The organism is Neorhizobium sp. AL 9.2.2 (assembly GCF_013317225.1).
GTDB lineage: Bacteria > Pseudomonadota > Alphaproteobacteria > Rhizobiales > Rhizobiaceae > Neorhizobium > Neorhizobium soli.
The window spans coordinates 932,934-958,439 of sequence record NZ_JAALXU010000003.1; the positions used below are offsets into that span (position 1 = coordinate 932,934).

At 62.1% G+C, this 25,506-nt stretch carries 22 protein-coding genes; 12 read left to right on the plus strand and 10 right to left on the minus strand.

Features of this window, described 5'->3' with window-relative positions; translation table 11 throughout:
* Entirely contained in the window at positions 1-315 is a 315-nt protein-coding gene (locus G6K99_RS11155; RefSeq protein ID WP_113167558.1) for a DUF2849 domain-containing protein, read from the minus strand.
* Complete coding sequence (gene cysG, locus G6K99_RS11160) at positions 315-1,757, minus strand: siroheme synthase CysG (protein ID WP_174196565.1); 1,443 nt, start codon at positions 1,755-1,757, stop codon at positions 315-317. The genes G6K99_RS11155 and cysG overlap by 1 nt, the downstream gene beginning before the upstream one ends.
* Positions 1,758-1,981: 224 nt before the next feature.
* Between cysG and G6K99_RS11165 the strand changes: the two genes are divergently transcribed.
* Both G6K99_RS11165 and mazG read left to right on the plus strand, forming a co-directional pair.
* Positions 1,982-2,563, plus strand: a complete 582-nt coding sequence (locus tag G6K99_RS11165) for a nucleoside deaminase (protein WP_174196566.1) — start codon at positions 1,982-1,984, stop codon at positions 2,561-2,563.
* Positions 2,564-2,580: 17 nt separating this feature from the next.
* Complete coding sequence (mazG, locus tag G6K99_RS11170) at positions 2,581-3,411, plus strand: nucleoside triphosphate pyrophosphohydrolase (protein ID WP_174196567.1); 831 nt, start codon at positions 2,581-2,583, stop codon at positions 3,409-3,411.
* Between the two features lie 61 nt (positions 3,412-3,472).
* Here the strand turns inward: mazG and G6K99_RS11175 are convergent, their stop codons facing one another.
* Both G6K99_RS11175 and G6K99_RS11180 read right to left on the minus strand, forming a co-directional pair.
* Positions 3,473-3,859 carry a hypothetical protein gene (locus tag G6K99_RS11175; protein ID WP_174196568.1) on the minus strand — a complete coding sequence of 129 codons (387 nt, stop codon included), beginning with the start codon at positions 3,857-3,859 and terminating at the stop codon, positions 3,473-3,475.
* A 638-nt stretch (positions 3,860-4,497) separates the two neighbouring features.
* Positions 4,498-4,695 (minus strand): hypothetical protein, encoded by a 198-nt coding sequence (locus G6K99_RS11180; protein ID WP_062456430.1) that lies wholly within the window; start codon positions 4,693-4,695, stop codon positions 4,498-4,500.
* Positions 4,696-5,359: 664 nt separating this feature from the next.
* Here G6K99_RS11180 and G6K99_RS11185 point away from each other — a divergent pair.
* Both G6K99_RS11185 and G6K99_RS11190 read left to right on the plus strand, forming a co-directional pair.
* A complete protein-coding gene (locus G6K99_RS11185) occupies positions 5,360-6,298 on the plus strand; it encodes a hypothetical protein (protein ID WP_174196569.1) in 939 nt (312 codons plus the stop codon).
* Entirely contained in the window at positions 6,295-7,434 is a 1,140-nt protein-coding gene (locus G6K99_RS11190) for a DNA cytosine methyltransferase (protein WP_174196570.1), read from the plus strand. Before G6K99_RS11185 ends, G6K99_RS11190 begins: the two co-directional genes overlap by 4 nt.
* A gap of 701 nt (positions 7,435-8,135) precedes the next feature.
* Here G6K99_RS11190 and uvrB read toward each other — a convergent pair.
* Positions 8,136-11,114: an excinuclease ABC subunit UvrB gene (uvrB, locus tag G6K99_RS11195; RefSeq protein WP_174196571.1), complete on the minus strand. Its 2,979-nt coding sequence runs from the start codon at positions 11,112-11,114 to the stop codon at positions 8,136-8,138.
* 430 nt (positions 11,115-11,544) lie between these two features.
* Between uvrB and G6K99_RS11200 the strand changes: the two genes are divergently transcribed.
* Together G6K99_RS11200 and G6K99_RS11205 are read left to right on the plus strand one after the other, a co-directional pair.
* Positions 11,545-13,023 (plus strand): DUF1800 family protein, encoded by a 1,479-nt coding sequence (locus G6K99_RS11200; RefSeq protein ID WP_174196572.1) that lies wholly within the window; start codon positions 11,545-11,547, stop codon positions 13,021-13,023.
* Positions 13,024-13,025: 2 nt separating this feature from the next.
* Positions 13,026-14,198, plus strand: coding sequence for a DUF1501 domain-containing protein (locus tag G6K99_RS11205; protein WP_174196573.1), 1,173 nt, complete (start codon positions 13,026-13,028; stop codon positions 14,196-14,198).
* Positions 14,199-14,263: 65 nt separating this feature from the next.
* On the opposite strand, the gene G6K99_RS11210 is transcribed toward G6K99_RS11205, so the two are convergent.
* Complete coding sequence (locus G6K99_RS11210) at positions 14,264-14,659, minus strand: acyl-CoA thioesterase (protein ID WP_062456448.1); 396 nt, start codon at positions 14,657-14,659, stop codon at positions 14,264-14,266.
* A gap of 231 nt (positions 14,660-14,890) precedes the next feature.
* Between G6K99_RS11210 and G6K99_RS11215 the strand changes: the two genes are divergently transcribed.
* The 5 genes from G6K99_RS11215 (at position 14,891) to G6K99_RS11235 (ending at position 21,327) form a co-directional block, all read left to right on the plus strand.
* Positions 14,891-16,720 (plus strand): methyl-accepting chemotaxis protein, encoded by a 1,830-nt coding sequence (locus tag G6K99_RS11215; RefSeq protein WP_174196574.1) that lies wholly within the window; start codon positions 14,891-14,893, stop codon positions 16,718-16,720.
* 256 nt (positions 16,721-16,976) lie between these two features.
* Positions 16,977-18,326 (plus strand): extensin family protein, encoded by a 1,350-nt coding sequence (locus G6K99_RS11220; protein ID WP_092660750.1) that lies wholly within the window; start codon positions 16,977-16,979, stop codon positions 18,324-18,326.
* A 350-nt stretch (positions 18,327-18,676) separates the two neighbouring features.
* Positions 18,677-19,504 (plus strand): sulfite exporter TauE/SafE family protein, encoded by an 828-nt coding sequence (locus G6K99_RS11225; RefSeq protein WP_174196826.1) that lies wholly within the window; start codon positions 18,677-18,679, stop codon positions 19,502-19,504.
* Positions 19,505-19,630: 126 nt separating this feature from the next.
* Positions 19,631-20,569: an ABC transporter ATP-binding protein gene (locus G6K99_RS11230; RefSeq protein ID WP_174196575.1), complete on the plus strand. Its 939-nt coding sequence runs from the start codon at positions 19,631-19,633 to the stop codon at positions 20,567-20,569.
* Positions 20,566-21,327: an ABC transporter permease gene (locus G6K99_RS11235; protein ID WP_062456458.1), complete on the plus strand. Its 762-nt coding sequence runs from the start codon at positions 20,566-20,568 to the stop codon at positions 21,325-21,327. The genes G6K99_RS11230 and G6K99_RS11235 overlap by 4 nt, the downstream gene beginning before the upstream one ends.
* 108 nt (positions 21,328-21,435) lie before the next feature.
* Here the strand turns inward: G6K99_RS11235 and G6K99_RS11240 are convergent, their stop codons facing one another.
* The gene (locus tag G6K99_RS11240) at positions 21,436-22,638 is read right to left on the minus strand and encodes an MFS transporter (RefSeq protein ID WP_092660756.1); all 1,203 of its coding nucleotides are present in this window, start codon (positions 22,636-22,638) and stop codon (positions 21,436-21,438) included.
* Between the two features lie 112 nt (positions 22,639-22,750).
* Between G6K99_RS11240 and G6K99_RS11245 the strand changes: the two genes are divergently transcribed.
* Positions 22,751-23,725: a cupin domain-containing protein gene (locus G6K99_RS11245; protein WP_174196827.1), complete on the plus strand. Its 975-nt coding sequence runs from the start codon at positions 22,751-22,753 to the stop codon at positions 23,723-23,725.
* 18 nt (positions 23,726-23,743) lie between these two features.
* Here the strand turns inward: G6K99_RS11245 and G6K99_RS11250 are convergent, their stop codons facing one another.
* From G6K99_RS11250 to cobS, 3 genes are read right to left on the minus strand one after another with little or no spacing between them, the layout of a single operon-like run.
* Entirely contained in the window at positions 23,744-24,448 is a 705-nt protein-coding gene (locus G6K99_RS11250; RefSeq protein WP_062456468.1) for a TIGR02281 family clan AA aspartic protease, read from the minus strand.
* A complete protein-coding gene (locus G6K99_RS11255) occupies positions 24,445-24,690 on the minus strand; it encodes a DUF1289 domain-containing protein (protein ID WP_174196576.1) in 246 nt (81 codons plus the stop codon). Before G6K99_RS11255 ends, G6K99_RS11250 begins: the two co-directional genes overlap by 4 nt.
* Positions 24,691-24,699: 9 nt before the next feature.
* The gene (cobS, locus tag G6K99_RS11260; RefSeq protein WP_174196828.1) at positions 24,700-25,491 is read right to left on the minus strand and encodes an adenosylcobinamide-GDP ribazoletransferase; all 792 of its coding nucleotides are present in this window, start codon (positions 25,489-25,491) and stop codon (positions 24,700-24,702) included.
* Between the last annotated feature and the right edge of the window lie 15 nt (positions 25,492-25,506).

The window sequence follows — 25,506 nt, forward strand, 5'->3', positions numbered from 1 at the left end:
TCAGACTGCGATGAATGCCGGATCGGCGTGGCTGTAGCCGACGGCATAATCCATTGTCGGGCCCTGTGCACGAATGCGTTCTCGAAGACGCGTGGGCCACAACCTGCCTTCGGTTTCCTCGACATCGATGACATTGACGTCGACAACCTTGTTTTCGGCGAAGTCGCGCTTGCCGATCGCTTCCAGAGAGGAAACGGCTTCCGCATGGCGCGCCACGAGCGCGTCCTGCAGGTTTTCCGTCCAGCGGCCGGCGGCATCGAGCCATACGGCGATGCCATCGGACAGGCGGTTGGCAGTCAGAACCTTGTCGGCCATTATTCCACTCCAATGCTTGTCCGCTCTTCCGTCCTTGCAAAGGCGGAAAGCGGTTCGGACTTCTCAAAATTCGCACCAGCGACGGCCTCGCCGATAATCACCATAACCGGGCCATCGAGATCATCCCGCGTCTCCAGCGCCGGCAGTTCCTGGAGGACCCCGTGGAACAGCTTGCGGTCGGTGCGGCTGGCATTCTCGATGACGGCGACGGTGGTGAGCGGGGATACTCCGGCCTGCATCAGCCGTTCGGCGACCGATGCTGCGACCGTGCGGCCCATATAGACGGCGATGGTGGCGCCGGAGATCGCAAGGCTTTCCCAATCCGGCAGGGCTTTGCCGGTGAGATCATGGCCGGTGGTGAAGATCAGCGACGAGGCGACACCGCGAAGGGTCAGCGGCAGTTCAAAATCGGCAGCAGCAGCAAAGGCCGAGGTGATGCCGGGGACGATCTCATAGGCGATGCCGGCTTCGCGCAGGGCTGCCATCTCTTCGCCGGCGCGGCCATAGACCAGCGGATCGCCGCTTTTCAGGCGCACGACGCGCTTGCCCTGGCGACCGAGATCGACCAGCAGGCGATTGATTTCGTCCTGGCTCTTGGAATGGCAGTTCTTGCGCTTGCCGACCGAAAGGCGTTCCGCATCGCGGCGGCCCATATCGACGATCGCTTGGGGAACGAGAGCATCGTAGACGATCGCGTCCGCTTCCATCAGCACGCGCTGGGCACGCAGTGTCAGGAGATCCTCGGCGCCAGGACCTGCTCCGACCAGCCAGATCTTGCCTTCGGCCTTGCCGGTGACCGAGAGAAGAGCATCTGCGGCACGGCGGGCCGCGGTAGGATCATTGGCGTCGACGGCATCGGCGACGTCGCCGGAGAAGAAGCGGTGCCAGAAGATGCGACGCGAGACACCGCGCGGGACGGCGCGTTCGACGGCATCGCGGTAATCGGTCGCAAGCGAGGCAAGTTTGCCAAGCGATGGCGACAGCATCTGATCGATGCGGGCGCGGATCATCTGGGCAAGCACCGGACCAGCACCCTCGGTGCCGATGGCGATGGCAAGCGGAGCGCGATTGACGAGGGCCGGCGTGAAGAAATCGCAGTGATCCGGCTGGTCCACGGCGTTGGACGGGATTCCGTGAGCGCGGGCGGCGATGACGATGGTCTGGTCGAGCGCCTGATCGCCGGTTGCGGCAAACACGAGGGTGGCGCCCGCAACCTGAGCGGCGGCAAAGGTCTCGCGGATCGGCTCGATCTTGCGCTCGGCCAGCCATGCCGCGTAATCGGCTTGCGGATCATCCGCATAGGCAATGATCAGGGCGTCCGTATTGGCGATCAACCGCGCCTTGGCATAGGCCTCGTCGCCGTTGCCGAACACGGCAACGTTTTTTCCGCGCACGCGAAAAAACGCCGGGAAGACCGACAGGCGTTGAAGGCTCTGAGACATGCGATTATCCTGCATCATATGAACCTGAATATCCACAATGCGGTGGCATAATTGAAGAAATGGATGTGCAAAAGGCCGGGGCGCCCGGTATTTCTGTTTCCCGTTCGCTCGCTTCTTGAGCAAAAGCCACCGCCATTGACCAGTCCATTGTGTGCAGCTCCACACGACCACAACCCTAGACACGTCCGATTTCGCTCTGCGGCAGACCTGGAGATGAGTGCCCCATGACCATTGCTTCCCGCCTTCTCGATGTCATCGAGCACGATATTCTGCCACTGACGCAAACGGGCGTTGCCGCCGGGAACAAGGTGTTCGGGGCGGCGATCCTGCGCAAGTCGGATCTGTCGCTGGTGATCGCCGAGACCAATAACGAGCTCGAAAATCCGCTCTGGCATGGCGAGGTGCACACGCTGAAGCGCTTCTACGAGATTGATTCCGGACTTCCCGCCAAGGATCTGATTTTCCTCTCGACTCACGAACCGTGCACGATGTGCATGTCGGCGATTACCTGGGCCGGGTTCGACAATTTCTACTCGTTCTTCAGCCATGAGGACAGCCGCGATGCGTTTGCCATTCCGCATGACCTGAAGATCCTGAAGGAGGTGTTCGGGCTGGAGCCCGGCGGCTACCGGCGCGCCAACGCCTTCTGGAATTCCTTCTTCATCGCCGACCTGATCGAGGCCGAGGAGGACGACGCCATCCGGCAGGACCTGAAGGCCCGGGCCGGGCGGATCAGGCAGCGCTACCAGCTGCTGTCGCAGAGCTATCAGGCCGGCAAGGCTGACAACACGATACCGCTCAATTGAAGGCCAAGGATTTCGGCATGCATGCTTCCAAGGATATTTCCCGCCTGATCGAGATCATGGCGGCGCTGCGCACGCCGGTGACCGGTTGCCCTTGGGATCTCGAACAGAGTTTCGAGACGATCATTCCCTATACGATCGAGGAGGCCTACGAGGTGGCCGATGCGGTCGAGCGGCATGACATGGACGATCTGCGCGAGGAACTGGGCGACCTGCTTTTGCAGGTCGTGTTTCATGCTCGGATGGCGGAGGAGGCCGGTGCGTTTGCCTTCGGCGACGTGGTCGAGGCCGTCACCACCAAAATGATCCGCCGGCATCCGCATGTGTTTGCGCGCTCCGATGCGGATACGCCCGGCGCCGTGAAGCTGCAGTGGGATGCGATCAAGGCCGAGGAGAAGCGCGAGCGGGCCGAGCGACGCGCGCTGCGCGGCACGACCGACACTGCCAAATCCGGCTTTCTCGGCGGCGTGCACCGGGCCCAGCCGGCGCTGAGCGAGGCGGTGAAGCTGCAGCAGCAGGCGGCCCGCGTCGGGTTCGACTGGTCGGAACCCGGCCCGATCCTCGACAAGATCGAGGAGGAAGTTGCCGAGCTGCGCGAGGCCTTGGCGGCCGGGCAGCCCGATAAAGTGTCCGACGAACTCGGCGACCTCATCTTTGCCCTCGTCAACATCGGCCGCCATGTGGACGCCGATCCGGAGACGGCGCTGCGTGGGACGAATGCCAAATTCCGCAGACGTTTCAGACATATAGAGACGGAGCTTCAGAAATCAGGCGAGACGCTGGAGGCCGCGACGCTGGAGCGGATGGAGGGGCTTTGGCAGGCGGCGAAGGCGATTGAGCGGGCGCTGTAAGCCGCTCAGCTTCCTGCCGCCCATCTCGGCCCGGCGGAGCTGGTTCCATCCGCGGTCCGCATCACGGCAGGGTTGGCGGGGGCAGTTTTTCGCGGGCCCGGTAGGCCGCCATCCATCGCTTGGCATCCTCTTTCGGGAGCGCGTTTCGGGCGACCTCGACACAGGCATCCTGCAATTCACGCTCGATGGCGGAGGGCGATGCGAACATCATGCCCTGCCGGCCGAGATCGGCGCGGGCGGCAAGCGCGATGAGGTAGATCAGGGTAAAGCTTTCGGGGTAGTCGGGGCCGAAATTGATCAGACAGGCCGGGGCGCGGGTGTCTAGATCGACATGCAAGCATCGGTTGGCGCGACGGCATTCGCGCCGGAGGCAGGCCTGCGGAAAGGCCAGGATCTCTGCCGTGCAGCAGGCCAGATGGGTCTCGATTTCCGTGATTTCGACAGACATGGTGCTTCTCCTGTCCGGTTTCGGATGATCCGCCCCGCTGGGCAGACCTGTGCCTTGGCGATCGAGGGGTGGAAAATTCGGACGGGGCGCCGGAAGCTGCCTCGATATAGAAAGTAGTGGGTGACACCTTTCGGCACCCCGTTCGGCGGTTTTTGCCCGCGACTCCGGTCTCTCTGCAATGACCCGGCCGGGCGGTTGTTCGCCGCCAGCTTCCCGGTGTTTCCGACGGATCAGGAATCCGGCGAAACCACCCGGCGGGCCACCTTGTGTGCCGCACAGGCACATCCGGCGCGCTCTTTCGGGCATCGGAAACCGGCGGTCGGTCCGTGACCCGCCTGTTTCCCCCGTGTCGCCGGAGGGAGACCATTTTCCGCGGACCCGGAGCATGGGGTGTTGCGTCCTTTCCCCATGACCCGCGCCGGTTCCGCCTCGCCGGGACGCCTCCCGGTGTATCCGCGACGGAACGCAGCATTATAGGCACGGAAAAAATCCGTGAGGATGTAACCTGCGTTAAGTCATTGAAATTGAGTGGGGCGGTGCGTCAAAAGTCGCCGCAGCGCAAACAAAAGCGCTGTTCTCGAGTCGCATCTAAGGACCGGAAATGCGGGCGTTGCGCCCTCGGCGCAAAAAGCTGCCGCTCAGCGCGGCGCGGTGCCGGCCAGTTTCGACTGCACGAGATCGACGCTGCCGCGAACATGGATCGTCACCGGTTTGCCACCGGCACCCGTGACCGCCAGCGCAATCACCGAGACGTCTTCCTCATAGGTGGTGACGTAGAGGACCTGAGCCTGATTGACGTAAACGGGCTGATTGTGGGTGTTCTTGAAGCCAATCATCGTGGCTGTGCTCCATCTTCGTTGTGAAGAAGGTATCGCATGGAAGGGGTTGATGGAGGGTGAATGCGGGGGGTGATGGTGTATGGGGATGTGGAGGCGGGGAACTGTCGAGACGAGAGGTTTTGCCGACGGATCTATTTCTTCTCGATCCACCGGGTAGCTTCGCCGTCGTTGGGCGGTTGCCTTCGCATCTAATGGAGGCGCTTTGGCAGGCGGCGCAGGCGACTGAGCGGGAAATTGGGTAGGGTGGTCGGTCGCTCCGTAGAGATTTGAAGAGCAGCAATAGGGAAATTCGCTGCAATGGGACTATGTATCCGCCGGCCCCGTGTCGAGGAGCGATAGATAATGCACATTGATTGGCGCTTCCGAGCCTTCATATCCCGCTCGCTGCGACACTAGGGAGATGGGAAAGACACGGCGAGCCGTTAGGGCGGCATGCGCAGGGATGAATCATCCCAGGTTTGATCTGAGAACATGCTTACACGAGGGATTGACTGCGAAAGACTGTCCATACACGCTATTCCGTAACTCTATCCACGATGGGCCCGTTCTCACCACTACCGAATGCGAGGAGGAAATAGCAAAGTATTCTGCACCGATTCGTAGGCGAAAAAACAATGAAGACCTGTTCACTTTTTGTTCTTAATGTGTTAGCGATAAAGGCATGACAGACGATACGGTCCCCGACCCCGCAGCAAAGACGCGCCGCCGTGCGACGAAGATCGATGCCGTTTCAGCGGCACTTGCCAAGCCGAAGGGCAAAAGTCTTCAGAGCCATGGCAAGAATTCGAAGGTATACGTTCCCGTAATCCTGAAATTGTTTCAGGATCGTTGGCGACCTGGGGCATCGACAGTTGTGTTCTCACTCGACGATGTGCGAACGACTGTTGAGGCAGTAAGGGCAGTATCCGCCAATCCTGACTCTATTTCGTCGCGTAACCCAGCTGACGTAATTTATCGTATGCGATCACGTACCAAGCTTCCTGACGAAATTCTTGCGAAGGGATTTCATGTCCTCCGCGCTGTTGGTCGTGGTCGCTATCAGTTCGAGAAGGCGTCGAGTGGCATCATGGAAGTGCCTGTTTGCGACCTTACGGCGGCGATCGACCAAACGCCTATGCCAGTTAGGCGCCTGCTGCCCGAAACTATGGCGGAAATGGATGAGCAAGCGCTGCTGTCCGTCGTTGGCTACTGCCAACTACTTGACCATTTCACCGGTATGAAGGTTTACAGATTGCGGTCTCATGTACGGAAAAGTGTGCCTGGCGTTGGTCAAGCCGAACTGGATGCCATTGACGTAGGCATTGCATCGGGAGACGATGATGTGCCTGTTATTTTTCCAATTGAGGCAAAGGCTGTTTCAGACGAACTTAATCGCGTTCAGATTTTTAACATGATTCAATACGCTTCCCATTATTTTCCCGGTTTGAAAGTTCGGCCGCTGGCCCTGAAGGTCGATTTCCAGTCTGCCGTACATCTTATGGAGTTCAATATAGCTGCTCGTCCGGGCGACCTGCGGATTATTCGAAACGCCAGTTACGCCATCAACACGTCGGAGGCTCAACTAGCCATGATCCGCGCAACGAACGTGCCAAAGCAATGAATATAACTCCTCCAAATGGAATTGAACTTTTCGCCGGATGCGGTGGGTTATCAACCGGTTTCCTGGATGCGGGCTTGCAAGTCGCTGCAGGTTTCGAGATAGACGCACGCGCTGTGGATGCGTACAATTACAACCATGAGTATAGAGGCGGTCGGGGATTTATAACGGATCTTAGTGTCGCTTCGGGAGCCGAACTGTTAGAGAAGGCTGGAATAACAAATGCAGACTTCGTAATCGGCGGGCCGCCATGCCAACCCTTTTCAATCGCCGGAAAGCGACGGGGTAAAGGTGATGTTCGTGCTGATCTAATCCACCACTTCATCCGCATTGTAGAAGAACTAAAGCCGTCCGCATTTGTGCTGGAAAATGTTCCTAATCTTACTGCAATTCACGACGGGGAATTCCTCAACGAAGTCAAAGCCCAATTCTTTTCCCTCGGCTATAATGTAAATCATTTCGTTGTCTCTGCCGCTGATTTTGGAGTTCCGCAGAACCGCAAGCGACTCGTTATGCTTGGCGCAAAGGGGATTGACGAAATTAGTGTGCCAAAAGCTACTCATGGCACGACTGAAAGCCCGTACGTATCCGCGTCGCGTGCCATCGATGATTTACCTGACGCTGGTGAGTTTGGCGAAATCGGCATTTACAACCACGAACCCACAATGCATTCGGAAGATATGGTCTTGCGTTTGAGTGCCTTGGAGCCGGGTAAGCGCGAACGGGGATCCTTTCACGATCGTCTGCATCCGGAGCGGCCATCGTACACATTACGTGCAGGGTCGGGCAACTTTAGTCCGCTGCGGCCAGTCCACTACAGGTACCACCGCGTGATCACTGTTCGTGAAAGTGCACGATTGCAGGGTTTTTCGGACGATTTCCTTTGGCCGGATCGTATTCCCCGCCTACAGCAGTACCGTCAAGTCGGCAACGCTGTTCCGCCGCCGATGGCGCGTGCGTTCGCTAAATGCCTCGCGGATCAAATGGGTTGGCCCCTCGATCCAGCGTTGTGTGCTGGTGATCCCTCCATGCGAGAGCCTGCGAATACGTTTACCGACGCTCAAAGGAAAGCATTGCGCACTGCCCGGATGCGCGGGGCATCTCTTGGTAAGGTCGCGCTCGCTGCGAAAATAGCGTAGCAAAAAAAACCGGGTCGGACCGAAGGTCCGGGGTGGGGTCATCCGAGGTGGACGTGTCACCCCCACTCGCCGCGTTGCGGCGACGTCCCCCTCAAGGGGGAGGTGTTTTTAGGGATGCCCGGGGGCGAGTGACCGCTGCCTATTCGCAGAAGTCATGTCGGTGCCTACCGCCCCGGTCGTCCCGTCTTCCCCTTGGTCCGGCGCTTTTGCTGCTTGGCGCCGCCAGCATCCCCGTAACTCCCGGAGCCGACCGTCCTTACCCGCCCCTTGAGGGGGAGGGTCGGACCGGAGGGGTGGGGTGATGGTTTGAGGTTTTGGCGGGTCACCCCCGCCCGTCGCGTTGCGGCGACCTCCCCCCTCAAGGGGAGGTGTTTTCCGGGGTTCCCGAGGGCGAGTGACCGCTGCCTGTTCGGAGCCGTCATGTCGGTGCCTACCGCCCCGGCGTCCCGTCTTGCCCTTGGTCCGTCGCTTCTGCTGCTTGGCGTCGCCAGCATGCTCGTAACTCCCGGCGCTGGCCGTTTCTTACCCGCCCCTTGAGGGGGAGGGTCGGACCGGAGGTCCGGGGTGGGGTGATGGTATGAGGTTTTCGCGGGTCACCCCCACCCGCCGCGTTGCGGCGACCTCCCCCACAAGGGGGAGGTGGTTTCCGGGGTTCCTGAGGGCGAGTGACGGCTACCTATTCAGAGCCGTCATGGCGGTGTCTACCGGCCCGGCCGGCCCGTCTTGCCCTTGGTCCGACGCTTTTGCTGCTTGGCATCGGTCGCATCCTCGTAACTCCCGGCGCCGACCTTGCCGCGGACGATGGGGCGGGGGTCGTCCTTGCCTTCGCCGCGTTCCGGCTGGCCTTCCAGCAGCGGGGAGAAGCGTTTCTTGGTGCTGATCGTTTCCGGTGGGCGTTCCGGCAGGGTGCCGGGGGCGGGTTTTTCGGTGCGGCCGACGGTCATCTCGTCGAGGGAGTTGCGGCGGAACAGTGGGGTGGCCGTGTCGGTGCCCGGGCCCATGTCGTCGAGTGAGGGTTTGGCGAAGTAGGAGGGTGACGCCTCGTCTCCGGCCTTGGCGGCTTTGCCTTTGCCACCGCCGAGCGAGGTGCGGGTGGCTTCGGCGCTGCGGCGCACGCCTTCCTGCGCCTTGGATTCCTCGCGGGCGATCGGGTCGTCCATGGTGGCGAGTTCGGAGGCCTTGAGGCGTTTGATTTCGTCGCGCAGGCGGGCGGCCTTTTCGAAGTCGAGGTCGGCTGCGGCGTCGCGCATGGATTTCTCCATGGCGTTGAGATGGCTCTGGAGGTTGTTGCCGACGAGGTGGCCGCCGTCTGCGAAACCCTTGCCCGAGGCGCCGGAGATATCGGCGCGGACGTGGTCGCGTTCGTAGACGCTGTCGAGGATGTCGGAAATGCGGGCCTTGACCGATTCCGGGGTGATGCCGTGTTCTGTGTTGTAGGCGACCTGCTTTTCGCGGCGGCGGGCTGTTTCGTCCATGGCGCGCTGCATCGAGCCGGTGATCTTGTCGGCGTAGAGGATGACCTTGCCATCGACGTTACGGGCGGCGCGGCCGATGGTCTGGACGAGCGAGGTTTCCGAGCGCAGGAAACCTTCCTTGTCGGCATCGAGAATGGCGACGAAGCCGCATTCGGGAATGTCGAGACCTTCGCGCAGGAGGTTGATGCCGATCAGCACGTCGAAGGCACCGAGGCGCAGGTCGCGGATGATCTCGATGCGTTCCAGCGTGTCGATGTCCGAGTGCATGTAGCGGACGCGCACGCCCTGTTCATGCAGGTATTCGGTGAGGTCTTCGGCCATGCGCTTGGTGAGCACGGTGACCAGGGTGCGGTATCCCTTTTCGGCGGTCTCTCGGATCTCGCCGAGCACGTCGTCGACCTGGCTGCGGGCGGAGCGGACTTCGACCGGCGGGTCGATGAGGCCGGTCGGGCGGATGACCTGCTCGGCAAACACGCCGCCGGCCTGTTCCATTTCCCAGTTGCCGGGCGTGGCCGACACGGCGACGGTGAGGGGGCGCATGGCATCCCATTCCTCGAAGCGCAGCGGCCGGTTGTCCATGCACGACGGCAGGCGGAAACCGTATTCGGCCAGCGTCGCTTTTCGGCGGAAGTCGCCCCGGTACATGCCGCCGATCTGGCTGACGGAGACGTGGCTCTCATCGATGAACAGCAGCGCATTGTCAGGGATGTATTCGAACAGCGTCGGTGGCGGCTCGCCGGGCGTGCGGCCGGTGAGATAGCGCGAATAGTTCTCGATGCCGGCGCAGGAGCCGGTCGCCTCGAGCATTTCGATGTCGTAGCGGGTGCGCTGTTCCAGACGCTGCGCTTCCAGCAGGCGGCCGCCCTTTTCGAGCTCGTTGAGGCGGAGCTTCAGCTCTTCCTTGATCGACTTGATGGCGCCGTTGAGGGTGGGGCGCGGCGTCACATAGTGGGAGTTGGCGTAGATCTTGACCGACTTCAGGTCGCCGGTCTTGTGGCCGGTCAGCGGGTCGAATTCGGTGATTGAGTCGATCTCGTCGCCGAACATCGAGATGCGCCAGGCGGCATCTTCAAGGTGGGCGGGAAAGATCTCGATCGTATCGCCGCGCACGCGGAACGATCCGCGGATGAAGTTGATGTCCTGGCGCTTGTATTGCTGGGCCACGAGATCGGCCAGAAGCTGGCGCTGGTCGAGCTTGTCGCCCACCGCCATCTGGAAGGTCATGGCGGTGTAGGTTTCGACGGAGCCGATACCATAGATGCAGGAGACCGAGGCGACGATGATGCAGTCATCGCGTTCCAGCAGCGAGCGGGTGGCGGAGTGGCGCATGCGGTCGATCTGTTCGTTGATCGAGGATTCCTTCTCGATGAACGTGTCGGAGCGCGGCACATAGGCCTCCGGCTGGTAATAGTCGTAGTAGGAGACGAAATATTCCACCGCGTTGTCGGGGAAGAAGTTCTTGAATTCGGAATAGAGCTGCGCCGCCAGCGTCTTGTTGGGCGCAAGGATGACGGCCGGGCGCTGGGTGGCCTCGATCACCTTGGCCATCGTGAACGTCTTGCCGGAGCCGGTGACGCCGAGCAGGACCTGCGAGCGTTCGTTGTTGTTGATGCCCTCGACGAGATCCTTGATGGCGGTCGGCTGGTCGCCGGCGGGCTGATAGTCCGAGGCCATGCGGATGGTGACGCCGCCTTCGGACTTTTCCGGACGGTGGGGACGGTGCGGCGTCCACATTTTGCCGTCCTTGAACAGCGGGTTGCCGCTTTCGATCAGCGCCGACAGGGCCTCCACCGTCGCGGTGACGGCGCCGGTGGCGAGGTGTTCGGCCTCTTCCAGCGATACGTCCATGCCCGCGACCGGATTGAGGCCGGCGGCGGCGCGGGTTTTGGGATCGGACGAGCCGCCCATCGACGTGCCGCGAGACGATTTCGACGAGGTCGTGTGCTTGGCGGTTTTCGGCGTCTCTTTCGCGGCGGCCTTGATGGCCTCCTCGCGGGCGGCGATCTCGATCTTCTTGCGGTGCTTGCCGGCCTTGGAGGCGATCTCGCGCTGGGTCTCGACGCCGGACATTTCCGCCTCGGATTCCAGCTGCCTCACCCAGTCCGAAACATTCCCCTCCAGCGGCGCGCCTTCAAACGACGATTGCGGGGATTCCTCGAAACCGCTGGGCTTGGAGGAGGGGGATTTTTTCGGAGATCTGGCCATGCCGCGAATATGGAGGCGGCACGGCGGAAAGTGAAGAGGGGGATGGTGGGAAAATGAGTACAAAAGGGCAACGGGGTAGTTTGTGCTTTTGGCGCGGTCTCCAGCAGATCCCGAAGGCTACCATTGTCCACAGTTCTACGATGCATAGCGTGGGCTGCGTCTCTCACATCCCCACGCCGTAAAGTGACCGGATGACAGAATGTTGTATCGACCGTGGCTGGACAGGCGAGCCGTCGTTGGCGATATCGCAGCTGATGGCATTCTTGCCGAGGCGTGTCGAAATCGTTTAGAGGAGCCACTTCCGAGGTTCTTCGGTCCCAGACCGCGGTTGGCTGGCGGCAAATCGTCCGGGTCGCGAAATGGCCGTAATTGTCTTTCGTTTCGGACACATTCGTCTCCGACTCTGGGGGACCGAAACAGGAGTGGCCGGATGGCGATCTCGAGACCGACATTGGCAGCGATTCGCTTCGGCTACGGGCTGCGTCCCGGCGAGGAGCCGCCCCGCGATGCAGAGGCTCTGCTCGCCCAGCTCGATCAGGCCGCAAAGCGGAAGCCGCGTTTTCCGCGCGAGGGAGCGGGTGGCCGCCGCGAGACTGCGTCTCGCGTGATGTCGCTGCGGGCGGCCGAGGCGAAGGCGGCCAAGGACGGCAAGCCGAACGAAAGCATTCGCAAGGAAACCCAGAAGGAAGCGCTGCAGATCTATCGGCAGGATGCGATGGCGCGGCTGGCGCAGGCGATCCTGTCGCCCTTCGGGTTTCACGAACGGCTGGCATCGTTCTGGACGGACCATTTTTCCACCAGCGCGCTCAAGTCGCTGCCGATGCGGATGGTCGTGCCTTTGTACGAGGCGGAGGCGATCCGTCCCAATCTGGCCGAGTCGTTCGCGAACCTGCTGAAAGCCGCCATGCTGCATCCCGCGATGCTGATCTATCTCGACCAGAGTGATGGTGCCGGCATGGACGCCCCCGCGGGGCGGCCGGGCGGGCGTGCCGTGAACGAAAGCCTTGGCCGCGAACTGCTGGAACTGCACACGCTGGGAGCTGGGAGCGGGTATACCCAGGAGGATGTCCGGGCCGCCGCGCTGATCCTGACGGGACTGTCGGTCGATCGCCGCGCTCTCGAAGTCGTCTACCGGCCACGCATTTCCGAAGGCGGCTCGATCAGCTTGCTCGGAGAGGTTTATGAGGACGACGAGGCGGGGAGCCAGGATCACGTGCGGATGCTCGAGGATCTGGCTATGAACCCGATGACGGCGGAACATGTCTGCCGAAAACTGGTGATCCACTTCGTTGCCGACGAACCCCCGGCGGATGTGGTTGCCGCGATGACGGCAGCCTGGGCTGAAACCGAGGGTGATCTGAAGGCCGTCTATCGTGCCATGCTAAATCATCCCCGTGCCTGGAGCGATCCTGGACAGAAGATCAAGCGTCCGTTCGAATTCGTCGTGTCCGGATTCCGAGCCGTCGACATTTCCGATAAAGACCTCTCCCGGTTGCTGGACGAGATGGACGACGATGAGCAGGAAGACGACGGACCGATGCGAAAGGCGCTGAAGATGGCCAGCAGCACGGCTGCCCGCGAGGATGCCAAGCAACGTGCCGCACGCGCCAACGACCTGACGCTTGCCGCGCTCCAGCGGATGGACCAGCCGATCTGGCAGCCACCGAGCCCGGCCGGCTATGCCGACCTGGCGAGTGTCTGGCTGTCGCCGGGCCAGCTGAGCGAGCGGATCGCCTGGGCGCGGCTGATGGCCGGCCGTTTCGGCCAGAGGCGCGATCCCGGCACGTTTCTCGATGCGGCGCTCGGGGACGCGGCGGGCCAGAATACCAGGGACGTGATTGCTCAGGCACCCAACACCAACCACGCCATCGCGATGGTTCTGGCGTCGCCCGAGTTCAACAGGAGATAGCGATGACGATCAAGCCAAGCTTTTCGCTCTCCCGCCGCGGCTTTCTGGCCGGCGCATGCTGCGCCGCTGCCGCACCCGTGCTGACACCGTTCAGCGTTGCGGCTGCTCCTGGCGAAAGCCGGTTCGTGACGATCATATTGCGCGGAGGGATGGACGGCCTGGATCTGGTGCAGCCCTATGGCGATGCGGCTTTCGCCGGATTGCGACCGACGCTCGGTCTGACGCCCGGGACCGGACTTGTTGATCTCGACGGATTTTTCGGTCTCAACCCGGCGGCGTCGGCATTGATGCCGCTCTGGCAGGAGAATGCGCTTTCCTTCGTGCAAGCGGTCGCGACGCCCTACCGCGACGGGCGCAGTCATTTCGACGGCCAGACCATGCTGGAAAACGGTGGTACCGACGCATCGCAGAAGAGTGGCTGGCTCAACCGGACGCTGGCGGTCATTCCGCGCACCGACGGTCGCAAGGCGCTCGACATCCATACGTCGATGGAACTGATCCTGAGCGGGCCGAACAAGGCCGACAACCGTCCGGGAACGGGCGACGTGGAGATGGCGCAGGACGAGATCGGCTTTCTCGAGCGGCTCTACGCAGCCGATGCGCCGTTTGCCGCGGCGATGGAGGAGGTCAAGCGGACGGGGTTTTCGGCTGACGGGTACCGTCAGAAGCGGAGCCGCAGCGTCGTCGACATGGCGCGGCTTGCCGGTGGCATGCTGCGGGAAGACTACCGGATTGCCAGCTTTTCGATCAACGGCTGGGATACGCATCGCGAACAGGCTAGCCAGTTCGGATCGGTGGCTGGCGAGCTTGCCGCTGCCATCGTGGCGCTCAAGGACGCATTGGGTGCTGACGCCTGGGCCCACACGGTGGTGCTGGCCGTCACGGAATTCGGACGTTCCGTGCGTGAGAACGGCACCGGCGGGACCGATCACGGCACGGGCAGCGTTGCAGTCCTCGCGGGCGGTGCGGTGTCGGGTGGGAAGGTGATGGGGACCTGGCCCGGTCTTGCCGAGGACAGGCTTCTGGATGGCCAGGATCTGATGCCGACCGGCGATGTGCGCGAGATCGCCGCGGCCATGCTGCACAAGCAGTTCGGCATTGCGCCGGACAAGCTGACGTCGCGCGTCTTTCCCGGGCTGTCCTTCGACAGGTCCTCCATCTATCTTCAGGGGTAACTGGCTATCTACAGCGATAGACCGGCTAGCTAAAGGGATAGACTAGGGCCAGTCCGACCTGGCCACTATTCTGCCGGGACGGGTCTTGGCTTGCCGTCGTCTCCCAGCGCCACCATGACGAAGGTCCCGGCCGTTACCTTTTCCAGCATCCGGTACCGGGCACGCTGCGCCCAGGCTTCGACATTCAGCGTGATCGAACTCGTGCCGACGCGGGTGATCTCGGTGTAGACGTTCAACGTGTCACCGATCTTGACTGGGAGCTGGAATGCCATTTCCTTCACGGCTGCGGTCACCGTGCGGCCATGGGCCCGCTCGGTGGCGCGGATGCCGCTGGCAAGGTCCATCTGGGCCATCACCCAGCCGCCGAAGATATCCCCCGCTGGATTGGCGTCGGCCGGCATCGCAAGTGTGCGCAGTGTCAGTTCGCCGGTCGGAGAGGCAGGTTGCGGCTGTTCGGTCATTCGTCACGTCCTTGCTGAGTCTCGTATCTGTTGAGACCAGACTAGAGCGAAAGACGGGTCCGGCCCACCCTTGTTTTGGATTGGAGCAATGCTCCAGCAACATGGCTTGGATACATGCCGCTTTGATGCGTGCGCACCCAATCCGAGTAAGTGTTTCCGCCGCTTACATGCTTTACGACCTGCTAACCCTCTTCACCTAAGCTCCGCGCAGTTTTACTGGAGGGGGAAACTATGCAGCGTATCGCTATTTCTTGGCGTCTCTACAGCCTTGTCGTCCTGTCGCTCGTCATTCTCGGTGGCGCGATGGTGTTCAGCCTGTTTCAAAGCTATCGTTCGTCGGAGCAGGAGCGCAAGGCGGGTCTTGCCCAGATGAACGACAACGCTGTTGCCATCCTGAAGAAGTACCAGGGTCTCGAAGCTGCCGGCACGATGAGCCGTGACGAGGCGCAGGCAGCCGCCAAGGCCATCGTCAGCGCCATGCGCTATGGCGGCGGATCGGGGTATTTCTGGATCAACGACATGCACCCGACCATGGTGATGCATCCGATCAAGCCGGAACTGAACGGGTCGGACCTGACCCAGAACAAGGACCCCAACGGGAAATTCCTGTTTGTGGAATTCACCAATGTGGTGAAGGCAGGCGGTCAAGGCTTTGTCGACTATTACTGGCCCAAGCCCGGTGCCGCCGAACCGGTCGAGAAATACTCGCATGTTATCGGTTTTTCGCCCTGGGGCTGGATCGTCGGTACCGGTGTCTATACCGATGACCTAAAGGCGATGTTCCGCCAGGACGCGATGAAGTTTGCCGCCATGTTTGCGGGTGGTGCGGTGCTGCTGCTTGCCGGCGCCTGGTTTGTGGTCAGAAGCGTGACCCGACCGATCCGTCAGGTAAAGGGCGTGCTGACCGCGATTGCGGCCGGCGAGACCGGCATGGCTGTTCCGTGCACGGCTTATCCGAACGAGGTGGGCGAGATGGCACGTGCCGTCGAAGTGCTGCGTAACAGCGTCGAAGAAAGTGCGGCACTTCGGGCACGCGAGGCCGATCAGCAGCGTGCCATGGCGACGGAACGTTTTGAAAGCGAGCGCAGCAGCGGTGCTGCGGCCGAGAGACAGGCGCGGGCGATCGGCGAGCTGGGATGGGCGCTGGAGGCACTTGCCGCCGGCAACCTCTCCGTTTCGCTCGGTGATATTGGCGCTGATTATGCGAAGCTGCGGCGCGATTTTAATGCGGCGGTCGAAGCGCTTCACAATGCCATCGCTGCAATTTCGGAAACCGGCCATGTGGTGCGCGACAGCGCTTCCGACATTTCCGGCGCTACCGGCAACCTTGCCAAGCGGACCGAGCAGCAGGCTGCGGCACTGGAAGAGACGGCCGCCGCACTCGACGAGATCACCGCGACAGTCGGAACTGCGGCAGAGCGGGCTCGCGAGGCACGCGTCATGGTCGCCGAGACCAAGGCAAGTGCCGGCCGTTCCGGAGAGATCGTCCGCAGCGCGGTGGATGCTATGGGCCGTATCGAAACGTCGTCCAGCCGTATCAGCCAGATCATCGGGGTGATCGACGAGATCGCGTTCCAGACCAATCTTCTGGCGCTCAATGCCGGCGTCGAGGCGGCGCGGGCAGGCGAGGCGGGTCGCGGCTTCGCCGTGGTTGCGCAGGAAGTGCGCGAACTGGCGCAGCGCTCTGCCAAGGCCGCCAAGGAGATCAAGGCGCTGATCAGTGCTTCCGTGCACGAGGTCGAGACCGGCGTGGCGCTGGTGCGCTCCACCGGTGATGCGCTGGTGGAGATTGCGGTGCTGGTCGAAAAGGTCAACGCCCATGTGGATACGATCGCGACGACCGCGCACGAACAGTCGGGCGGGCTGCGGGAGATCAACGCGTCGGTCAACCACATGGACCAGATGACCCAGCAGAACGCTGCCATGGTGGAGGAGACGACCGCTGCCAGCCAGACTCTGGCCGACCAGAGCCATCATCTGCAGCATCTGCTTTCGACCTTCCGACTGAATGGCGAGGCCGTAAAGGACACTCGTCAACCGGACCGGGTTCGCGCGGCCTGAGTGACTGACGTCGATGCGCCCGTCCGCAGCTTGCGGGCGGGCGTTTTTACGCGCGGCGGACATGCGATGGTCTTCACAAAGGTGCAGTTGTAGTGTGTGGCAGCTCGCGCTGCCTGCATGAAATGACCATGAAACGGCCTCGATTGGGCAAGGCTTCGTTTACCGAATCTTCCTACAATTTGCGCTTGTGTGATTTCGGCACCAGAGGGTGGCAACTGGTATGGCGTATGCGCTTCTCGAGAAGCAGGCCCAACGGATGGCCCCGAAGACTTTTATGCGCAAAGCTTTGGCGCTGCTGATGGTCTCCACCATGCTTGCCGCCTGTTCTTCCAGCGACCTTGTTCCGCCTGCGTCGATCGATAGCGGGACGCGCGTCGGCGCGATCCAGCCTGTCGCGCCGCTGCCGCCCGACACGATCGCCCAGTCGCCCTACCAGACAAACGCCGGTTATCAGGCTGGTCCTTCGCCAGCCGCTTCGGTTGGCATGATGAATGCTCCGGTCGCCTCGAACAGCCCTCCCGGTGACGGGGGACATTATCTGCGCGCGCCGCAACCGATGCAGTCAGCCTCGCTGGCGCCACCCGTATCCTCCTCGCCGCTCGGGCAGGGCGGAATGCCCACCGCCTCGCCTGAAGAGGGCGTCAACATGGATAGCGAGCTCGGCTTCGATCCGGACGAGAGCGGTGTGACGGGCCTTGCGGAAGAGCAGGACAGCGATATCGCCGAAGGCGTCGGCGACCAGCCGGTGGTCGATGGCATCGGCACGGACAATCCGCGTGCACTGAGTGCGAGACGCCAGCCGATTTCCAACGTCGAAGATGATCGTGTCATTGTGCCGCCGAAGCGTTCCGGCGCGGGCGCGCGCGATGAAATGATGAATGACGGATTGGCCGGCGGTAGCCAGGTCTGGGGCGACCGTTCGCCCGTGACGCCGCCGAGCCGTGCGCCGGTTCGCAGCCAGCAGGTGGCGATGCTGCGTCCGAACAATCCAACGATCCAGTCGGGTCCGATGAGCGAGCCGGACAAGCCGTTTCTGCGCAACGTCATGCCGCAATCGGAAGTGAGCTGCCGGGCGGAACTGCGCCGGATGGGCGTCGAGTTCCGGGATCAGCCGCGCATCTCCAACGGTCCGAGCTGCGGCGTCGACTACCCCGTGAAGCTTTCCGGTCTTTCCGGCGGCATCGATGTCAAGCCGGCGGTGACGCTGAACTGTCAGGTGACGCTTGCCTTCGCCAAGTGGGTGAAGAGCGAACTCGCACCATCGGCACGTCTGCGCTACCTCTCCGGCATCCAGAAGATCCAGCCGATGGGTGGCTATTCCTGCCGTCGCATGAACAATTCGCGGCAGCGCTACAACCCGATGTCGGAACATGCCAAGGGCAACGCAATCGATATCGGTGCCATCGTGCTGAAGAACGGTCACGATATCAACGTGCGCAAGAAGGGGCTGTTTTCCTTCCGCGAGGGTGCGCTGCTCAAATCCGTGCGCACCGACAGCTGCAAGTATTTCAACACGGTGCTTGGACCCGGCAGCAATGCCGAGCACTGGAACCACTTCCACTTCGACCTGCGCCCACGCAAGGGCGGTCGGCGCTACTGTAGCTGACGTCCACGCTACGGTTGCCCAAGCTCACGCAGCACAAGAAAAAGCCGGCTCTGGGTTTTCACCCGGAGGCCGGCGAAAGTGGAGACGGCTCGCGGGGGGAAGCCTGTCTCCCGGTAGGAGACCCGCCTTTGGCTGAGGCGGGGTGATGCGGCAAGCGAAAGAAAATGCTGAAAAGGATCTGGTGATAACGGCCGACCGGCTTGGTGTTGCGGCACTCCAGAAACCTGGAACCGGGCGCCCATTGCTTGCCTCTGCGCAATCATGCTGTCAGAACGTCACGGGAAAATGACAGCGGCATGCAGAATCCAATTTTTGAGCGCTGCCTTCGGAGACGAACGATGCAGCCTCTCATGCCGCCGCTGGCCGACCTTTTGCCTTTCATCGCAGCACTTCTGGCAGCGGGCGTGCTGGCGGGACTTCTTGCCGGGCTGTTCGGGATCGGTGGCGGCGCGATCCTGGTGCCGATCTTCTTTCACGTGTTCGGCCTGCTGGGCATTTCCGACGCGGTGCGTATGCATCTGGCGCTCGGCACCTCTCTTGCGATCATCGTGCCGACGTCGATCCGCTCCTTCATGGCGCATCGAAAGAAAAACGCCGATGCTGTCGACATCGATCTCCTGAAGGGCTGGATCATTGCCGTGCCGCTCGGCACGATGATCGCCGCCGTCGTCGCGGCATGGTCGTCCAGCACCGAGCTCAGGATCATCTTTGCCGTCATCTCGCTGCTTCTGGCGCTGCGGATGATATTCAACCGGGCAAGCTGGCGGCTGGGTGACGATCTGCCCAGGAACCCGGTGAAATTCCTGGTCGGCACGGGGATCGGTATTCTCTCAGGCCTGATGGGCATTGGCGGCGGTGTGATGAACAACACTTTCATGACCCTCTATGGCCGCTCCATCCATCAGGCGGTCGCGACATCGTCCGGCGTCGGCGTGCTGATTTCGCTGCCGGGCCTGATCGGCTACGTCTGGGGCGGATGGGGTGAACCCGGCCTGCCGCCGTTTTCCACCGGCTATATCAACTGGATGGCGGTGGCTCTGCTGATCCCGGTGACGCTGCTGATGGCACCCTATGGGGCGAGACTGGCGCACGCGCTTTCGAAGCGGCAGCTGGAATTCGGTTTCGCGCTGTTTCTGGTGGGAATATCGATCCAGTTCTTCCTGAGCGTGTTTGCCTGACACCATTGGTCGCGAAATCCGAACGCAATATTCGACTGCCTGGGGATGGTTGCGCGATGCGTTGAGCCTATATCTGATGCCAATTCAGAAATTCAGTTCCCCATTCAAGTCTCCCAGCGAGTAACAATGACTTCTATCGTTTCCATCCGCCAGCTGACCAAGACCTACGGTAATGGTTTTCAGGCGCTGAAGGGCGTCGATCTCGATATCGAGGAGGGCGAAATCCTTGCGCTTCTCGGCCCCAACGGCGCCGGCAAGACGACGCTGATCTCGATCATCTGCGGGATCGTCAACCCGAGTTCCGGCACTGTCAAAGTCGGCGGCTACGACGTCGTGAAGGACTTTCGCAAGACCCGGTCGCTGATCGGACTGGTGCCGCAGGAACTCACCACGGACCAGTTCGAAACCGTGTGGAACACCGTCTGCTTTTCGCGCGGCGTCTACGGGTGCAAGCCGGATCCGGCCCTGATCGAGAGGATCCTCAAGGACCTCTCGCTCTGGACGAAGAAGGACAGCATGCTGCGCGAGCTTTCCGGCGGCATGAAGCGTCGCGTGCTGATTGCCAAGGCGCTGTCGCATGAGCCGAAAGTGCTGTTCCTCGACGAGCCGACCGCCGGCGTCGACGTCAACCTGCGCCGCGACATGTGGCTGGTGGTGGAAAAGCTGCGCGAAAGCGGCGTCACGATCATTCTTACCACCCACTATATCGAGGAGGCCGAGGAGATCGCCGACCGGGTCGGTGTCATCGATGGCGGCAGCCTTCTTCTGCTGGAGGAAAAGGCAAAGCTGATGACGAAGCTCGGCCGCAAGCAGTTGCGGCTGGAGCTTGCAGCACCGCTTTCTGCGCTGCCGGACAGCCTAGAATCCTACAATCTGACGCTGTCCGACGATCGCACGACGCTGATCCACGACTATCAGGGCGAGGAAGCGCAGGACAGTATCGCCTCGCTTCTGGCGACGCTTGCGCGGGAGAACATCCATTTCCGCGATCTCTCCACGCGGCAAAGCTCGCTGGAGGATATTTTTGTGGCGCTGGTGGCTGAAAAAGCGGGAGAACGGGCATGAATTTCGAAGCCGTCAAATCGATCTACTATTTCGAGATGGCCCGTATGCGCCGCACTCTGCTGCAAAGCGTGCTGTCGCCGGTCATCACCACGTCGCTCTATTTCATCGTGTTCGGCACGGCGATCGGCTCGCGTATCCAGACCATCGAAGGCGTGTCCTACGGGTCGTTCATCACGCCGGGCCTGATCATGCTGACATTGCTGACGCAATGCGTTTCCAACGGCTCGATCGGCATCTACTTCCCGAAGTTTACAGGCACGATCTACGAGATCCTTTCGGCGCCGGTGGCGATGACGGAGGTGCTGCTCGGCTATGTGGGAGCGGCGGCGAGCAAAGGGCTGATCATCGGCCTGATTATTCTCGCGACCGCGTCCTTCTTCGTGGAGATCCGTATCGCCCATCCATTCATGATGATCCTCTTCCTGGTGCTGACGGCGATCACTTTCAGCCTGTTCGGCTTCATCATCGGCATCTGGGCGAAGAATTTCGAGCAGTTGAACGTCGTGCCGATGCTGGTCGTGCCGCCTCTGACGTTTCTCGGCGGCAGCTTCTACTCGATCGACATGCTGCCGCCCTTCTGGCAGGCGGTCAGCCACCTCAATCCGGTTCTGTATCTGGTCAGCGGTTTCCGCTGGAGCTTTTACGAAATCGCCGACGTCAACCCGATGATCTCGGTCGGCATGATCGCGCTGTTTCTGGTGATCTGCCTGTCGGTGTTGGGCTGGATGTTCAAGACCGGGTATCGGTTGCGGAACTAACCGGCTCAGCCGGTCCGCACCTGGCTGCCTCCACTAAATAGACCCTCACAGAAACGCCCGCAACATTGCTGTTGCGGGCGTTTCTTTTGCGCGTTGGTTCAGGCCTGTCTAGCCCAGTGACAACCGGCGGCGTTCGCCGCGGGCGGCCATGACCGAGGTGCCGGCGAGGGCGGCGAGGCCGAGGAAGGAGATGACGGCGATCGGTCCCTGTGTTTCGATCAGGATGCCGCCGAGGACGGCACCGCTGGAGATCGCGATCTGGAAGGCGGGGATCACGAGCGCACCGGCGCTTTCGGCCTCGTCAGGGGCGTGACGCACGACGAAACTCTGGATGCTGACCGGGAATGCACCGAAGGCGAGGCCCCAGAGGGCTATTGCGACAGCTGAGACGACAAGCGATGCGCCGCCGATCGCCAGTATCAGGGCCGATACGGCGACAAGGCTGCCGAAGATCGTCACCGACAGACGTGCACTGCGTTCCGAGACAATGCCGCCGAGGATGTTGCCGACGAAGCCTGCGATGCCGTAGCCGAGGAGGATGAGCGAGATCGTTTCGACGTCGAGCTTCGGCACGCGCTCCAGGAACGGACGGATATAGGTGAAGCCGGCGAAATGGCCTGCGACGAAGAGGAGGATGGTGAAGAGTGCGGTGCGGATGGCCGGACGGCGCATCAGGGCCGCGAGCGTTCCAAGACCTGCGTGGCCGGTCGGCGGCAAGGCGGGCAGGGTGAAGGCCTGAACGGCCAGTGCGACCACGCCCACGGCTGCGGAGAGGTAGAATGCCGAGCGCCAGCCGAGTGTCGAACCCAGCCAGGCGCCGAGCGGGGCAGCGCAGACGGTGGCAAGCGAGACGCCGGCCATGATGATGGCCATGGCGCGCGGCATGCGGGCCGGCGGCACGAGGCGCATGGCAAGTGCTGCCGACATGGCCCAGAACCCGCCAAGGCCGATGCCGAGCAGGACACGGGCGGCCAGCAGCATGACGATGTGGTTGGCGACCGCCGCCAGCAGGCTCGAGATGATCAGAAGCGTGGTCAGGGCGAGAACCGTCCAGCGCCGGTCGATATTGCGGGTGCCGATGATGACGCCGGGGCCGGCGATGGCTGCAATGACCGCGGTCGTCGTGATCGACTGGCCGGCAACGCCGGTGCCGACGCCAAGATCCGCCGACAGCGGCGTCAGCAGGCTGACGGGCAGGAATTCCGCGGTGACAAGGCCGAAGACGCCAAGGGTCAGCGATATGACAGCTCCCCAGCGCGCGGGTGTGTCGTCGGCCTGCGGCGACGTGGCTCGTTGGACGCTCATATCCATTGGTATAGACTCCTGACTGAATGATGCGCCCTGGATAGGCTTCACTCGCCGGATGTTCCATGCTAGATAATCCGATATGCTTGATCATTCGTCCAATCTGACTGCTGAGCTCATTTCCGATCCGCTGACCGAGATGTTGCGGGGCTTGCGTCTCGACGGGGTCGACTACGGTCGTTGCCGTCTGGCCGAGCCGTGGGGAACGGCGTTTCCGGCGCAGGACGCCGCGCGGTTTCATTTCATCAAATGCGGCCGGGCGATCATCAAGACCGAAACCGGCGACTGGCAGGAACTGAAAACCGGCGATGCGGTGCTGATCCCGCGGGGCGAGGCGCATGTTCTGGCCAGCGCTGCCGATGTGCCGACCTTGCCGTTCGAAAATTACGGCCGCAAGGAAGTCTGCACCGGCATCTATGACCTGAAGTGCCGCAATACGGCGGAGAGCGGCGGTACGCTGGTGTTCAGCGGCTCCCTGCGCTTCAACGTCGACCGGCTGCATCCGCTGCTCCAGATGATGCCGGAGACGATGCTGACCAGCGATCTTGCCAAGGATGACCCGGCCATTCCGCATCTCCTCGAGGCGATGACGCGCGAAGTGGATATGGACCGAGTCGGTGCCGGTGGCATTCTGGCACGATTGGCTGACGTGCTGATGGCGACGATGATCCGCACCTGGGTGGAACACGGTTGCGGCGAGACGCGCGGTTGGATTGCAGCCGTCCGGAGCCCCGATGTCGGCCGGGTGCTCGCGGCCATCCATCTTCAGCCGGAACGCGACTGGAACAATGTGGAACTGGCGCGGCTGATGGGCATCTCCCGCTCCGGCTTCGCAGAACGGTTCGCGCGCGTCGTCGGCGAAACGCCGGCGCGGTATGTGGCAAGGGTACGGATGCACCAGGCCCGGCTGTGGCTGAAGGACGGGATGCGCGTGGCAATGGTTGCCGAGCGGCTGGGCTATGACGCCGAGGCCTCGTTCAGCCGCGCCTTCAAACGCGTGATCGGCGATCCGCCCAGCCATTATCGCAGCAAGGCCGATCCGGTCCGAGCGCTGGCGCCCCTTGCTGCGGTGTCCTTGGTCGCTGCCGAGTAGGTTTGGCAGCGGAAGCCGCTAATCCTTTAGCCTCAGCTCATCGGACTGCATCTGCATCGAGCTGAGTGTGGAGAGGAAGGTCATGCCGAGAAGGCTTTCGTCGAGCCTGCCTTCTTCCGCCACCATGGCGCGGACATCGCGCCGGACGATCGGGCCGATCGAGACTTCGCTCAAACGCACCGGCGCTGCCTGGGCGCGGCCGTTGGCGGTCATGACAGTTACCGAGTAGCTCAGCGCCGAAGGATCAAGGCCGATGCGGCGTGCATCTTCGTAGGTCAATACGATGCTGCTTGCACCGGTATCGACCAGCATCGGCAGGACCTTGCCGTCGACGCCGACATTGGCTTTGAAATGGTCGCCGAGCGTCTTGTGGATGACTACTTCGCTGCTGCCGTCGCTGGATGTGGTGACGACCGCGGTGCCGGGCAGCAGGCCTGCCGTCATGCGGGCGCCAAAGCTGCTGAAGTCGTTTCGGTAGAGATAGCCCGCAACCAGCGCCATGATGATGACCAGCCAGATGGCAAGCTGGCGGGCAACGGTTCCGAGGTTGCCGCGGCGGCCCTGCAGGACGCCGGCGGATAAAAGTGCGGCGATCGGGATCAGATAGACGAGGCTGCCGAAATCCTCGTTGGCCATGCCGAATGTGCGGCCGCTGTCGTGGTTGTAGACGAGCAGCGCCAGACCGGCACCGAGGATGAGGAGGACAACGGTAAAGCCGTTCATGCGGTGGTTGTTTCCTTCCTGACGGTGGCGTTTGCTGTTCTTCTGCGCTTGAGCTCACCGAGCTTTTCGGGTTCGACGGTGTCGAGCCGTGTGGGCAGCAGATCCATCAGCTGAACGCGCTCGTCATCGGTGAAACCGGTCCATCCGGCTATCTCGTCGCCGGTGCGTCCGCAGCCGAGGCAAAAGCCTGTTTTCATGTCGATCGAACATATCAGTGTGCAAGGCGAAATCATCGCGTCCATATCGTGGGTTCAGAGGCCGAGAGCAAGGGCCGATAACAGGGCGATCTCGCAGAGTTGTTGCGTGGCACCGATCGTATCGCCGGTATGCCCGCCGAGTTTTTTCGAGACGTAGCGGGTAAAACCCCAGGCGGCGGCGGCAGACAGGCCAAGCGCGATCAGCGCATGCAGCAGGCCGAAACCGGGTATGAGCAAGACAAGGCCGGCGGCAGCGCCGATCAAGAGCGCGAGATTGCGGGCGTCGTCGTCGGGCATTCCGGCACCGGCTGCGACGCCGTTGTTTCGAGCGGGGGGCAGGGCGCGCCAATGGGCAACCAGCAGTGCGCGGCTGACGGCGGCGCTGGAGAGAAGGGCAAGAGCCGCCGCTTCCGGTGAAAGGCGCGCAATGCCGGCCAGTGCTGCGGCGCGCAGGCCGAAGGATAGAATAAGCGCGACGACGCCGTAGGAGCCGATGCGGCTGTCTTTCATGATGAGAAGCGCATGATCCGCATCGCGTCCGCCGCCGAGACCGTCGGCGGCATCGGCAAGGCCATCTTCGTGTAGCGCGCCGGTCAGGAGGGTGATGAGTGCGAGTGCGATCAGAACCGGCAGGAGCGTATCCCCAGCGGTTGACTGGATGCTGCAGAGGCTCAGGAGAAGGAGAGCGGGAAGAAACGCGATCAGCAATCCGGCGACCGGAAAGGCGCGCACGGCGCGTGAGACGGTGCCATCATAGCCGGCAAAGAAGCGATCCGGCACGGGCAGGCGGCTGAGGAACCCTACCGAGCGGGCGAGATCTGCAACGAAGTGGTTTGCGTGTAGCAGTTTGTCTCTCCTGCC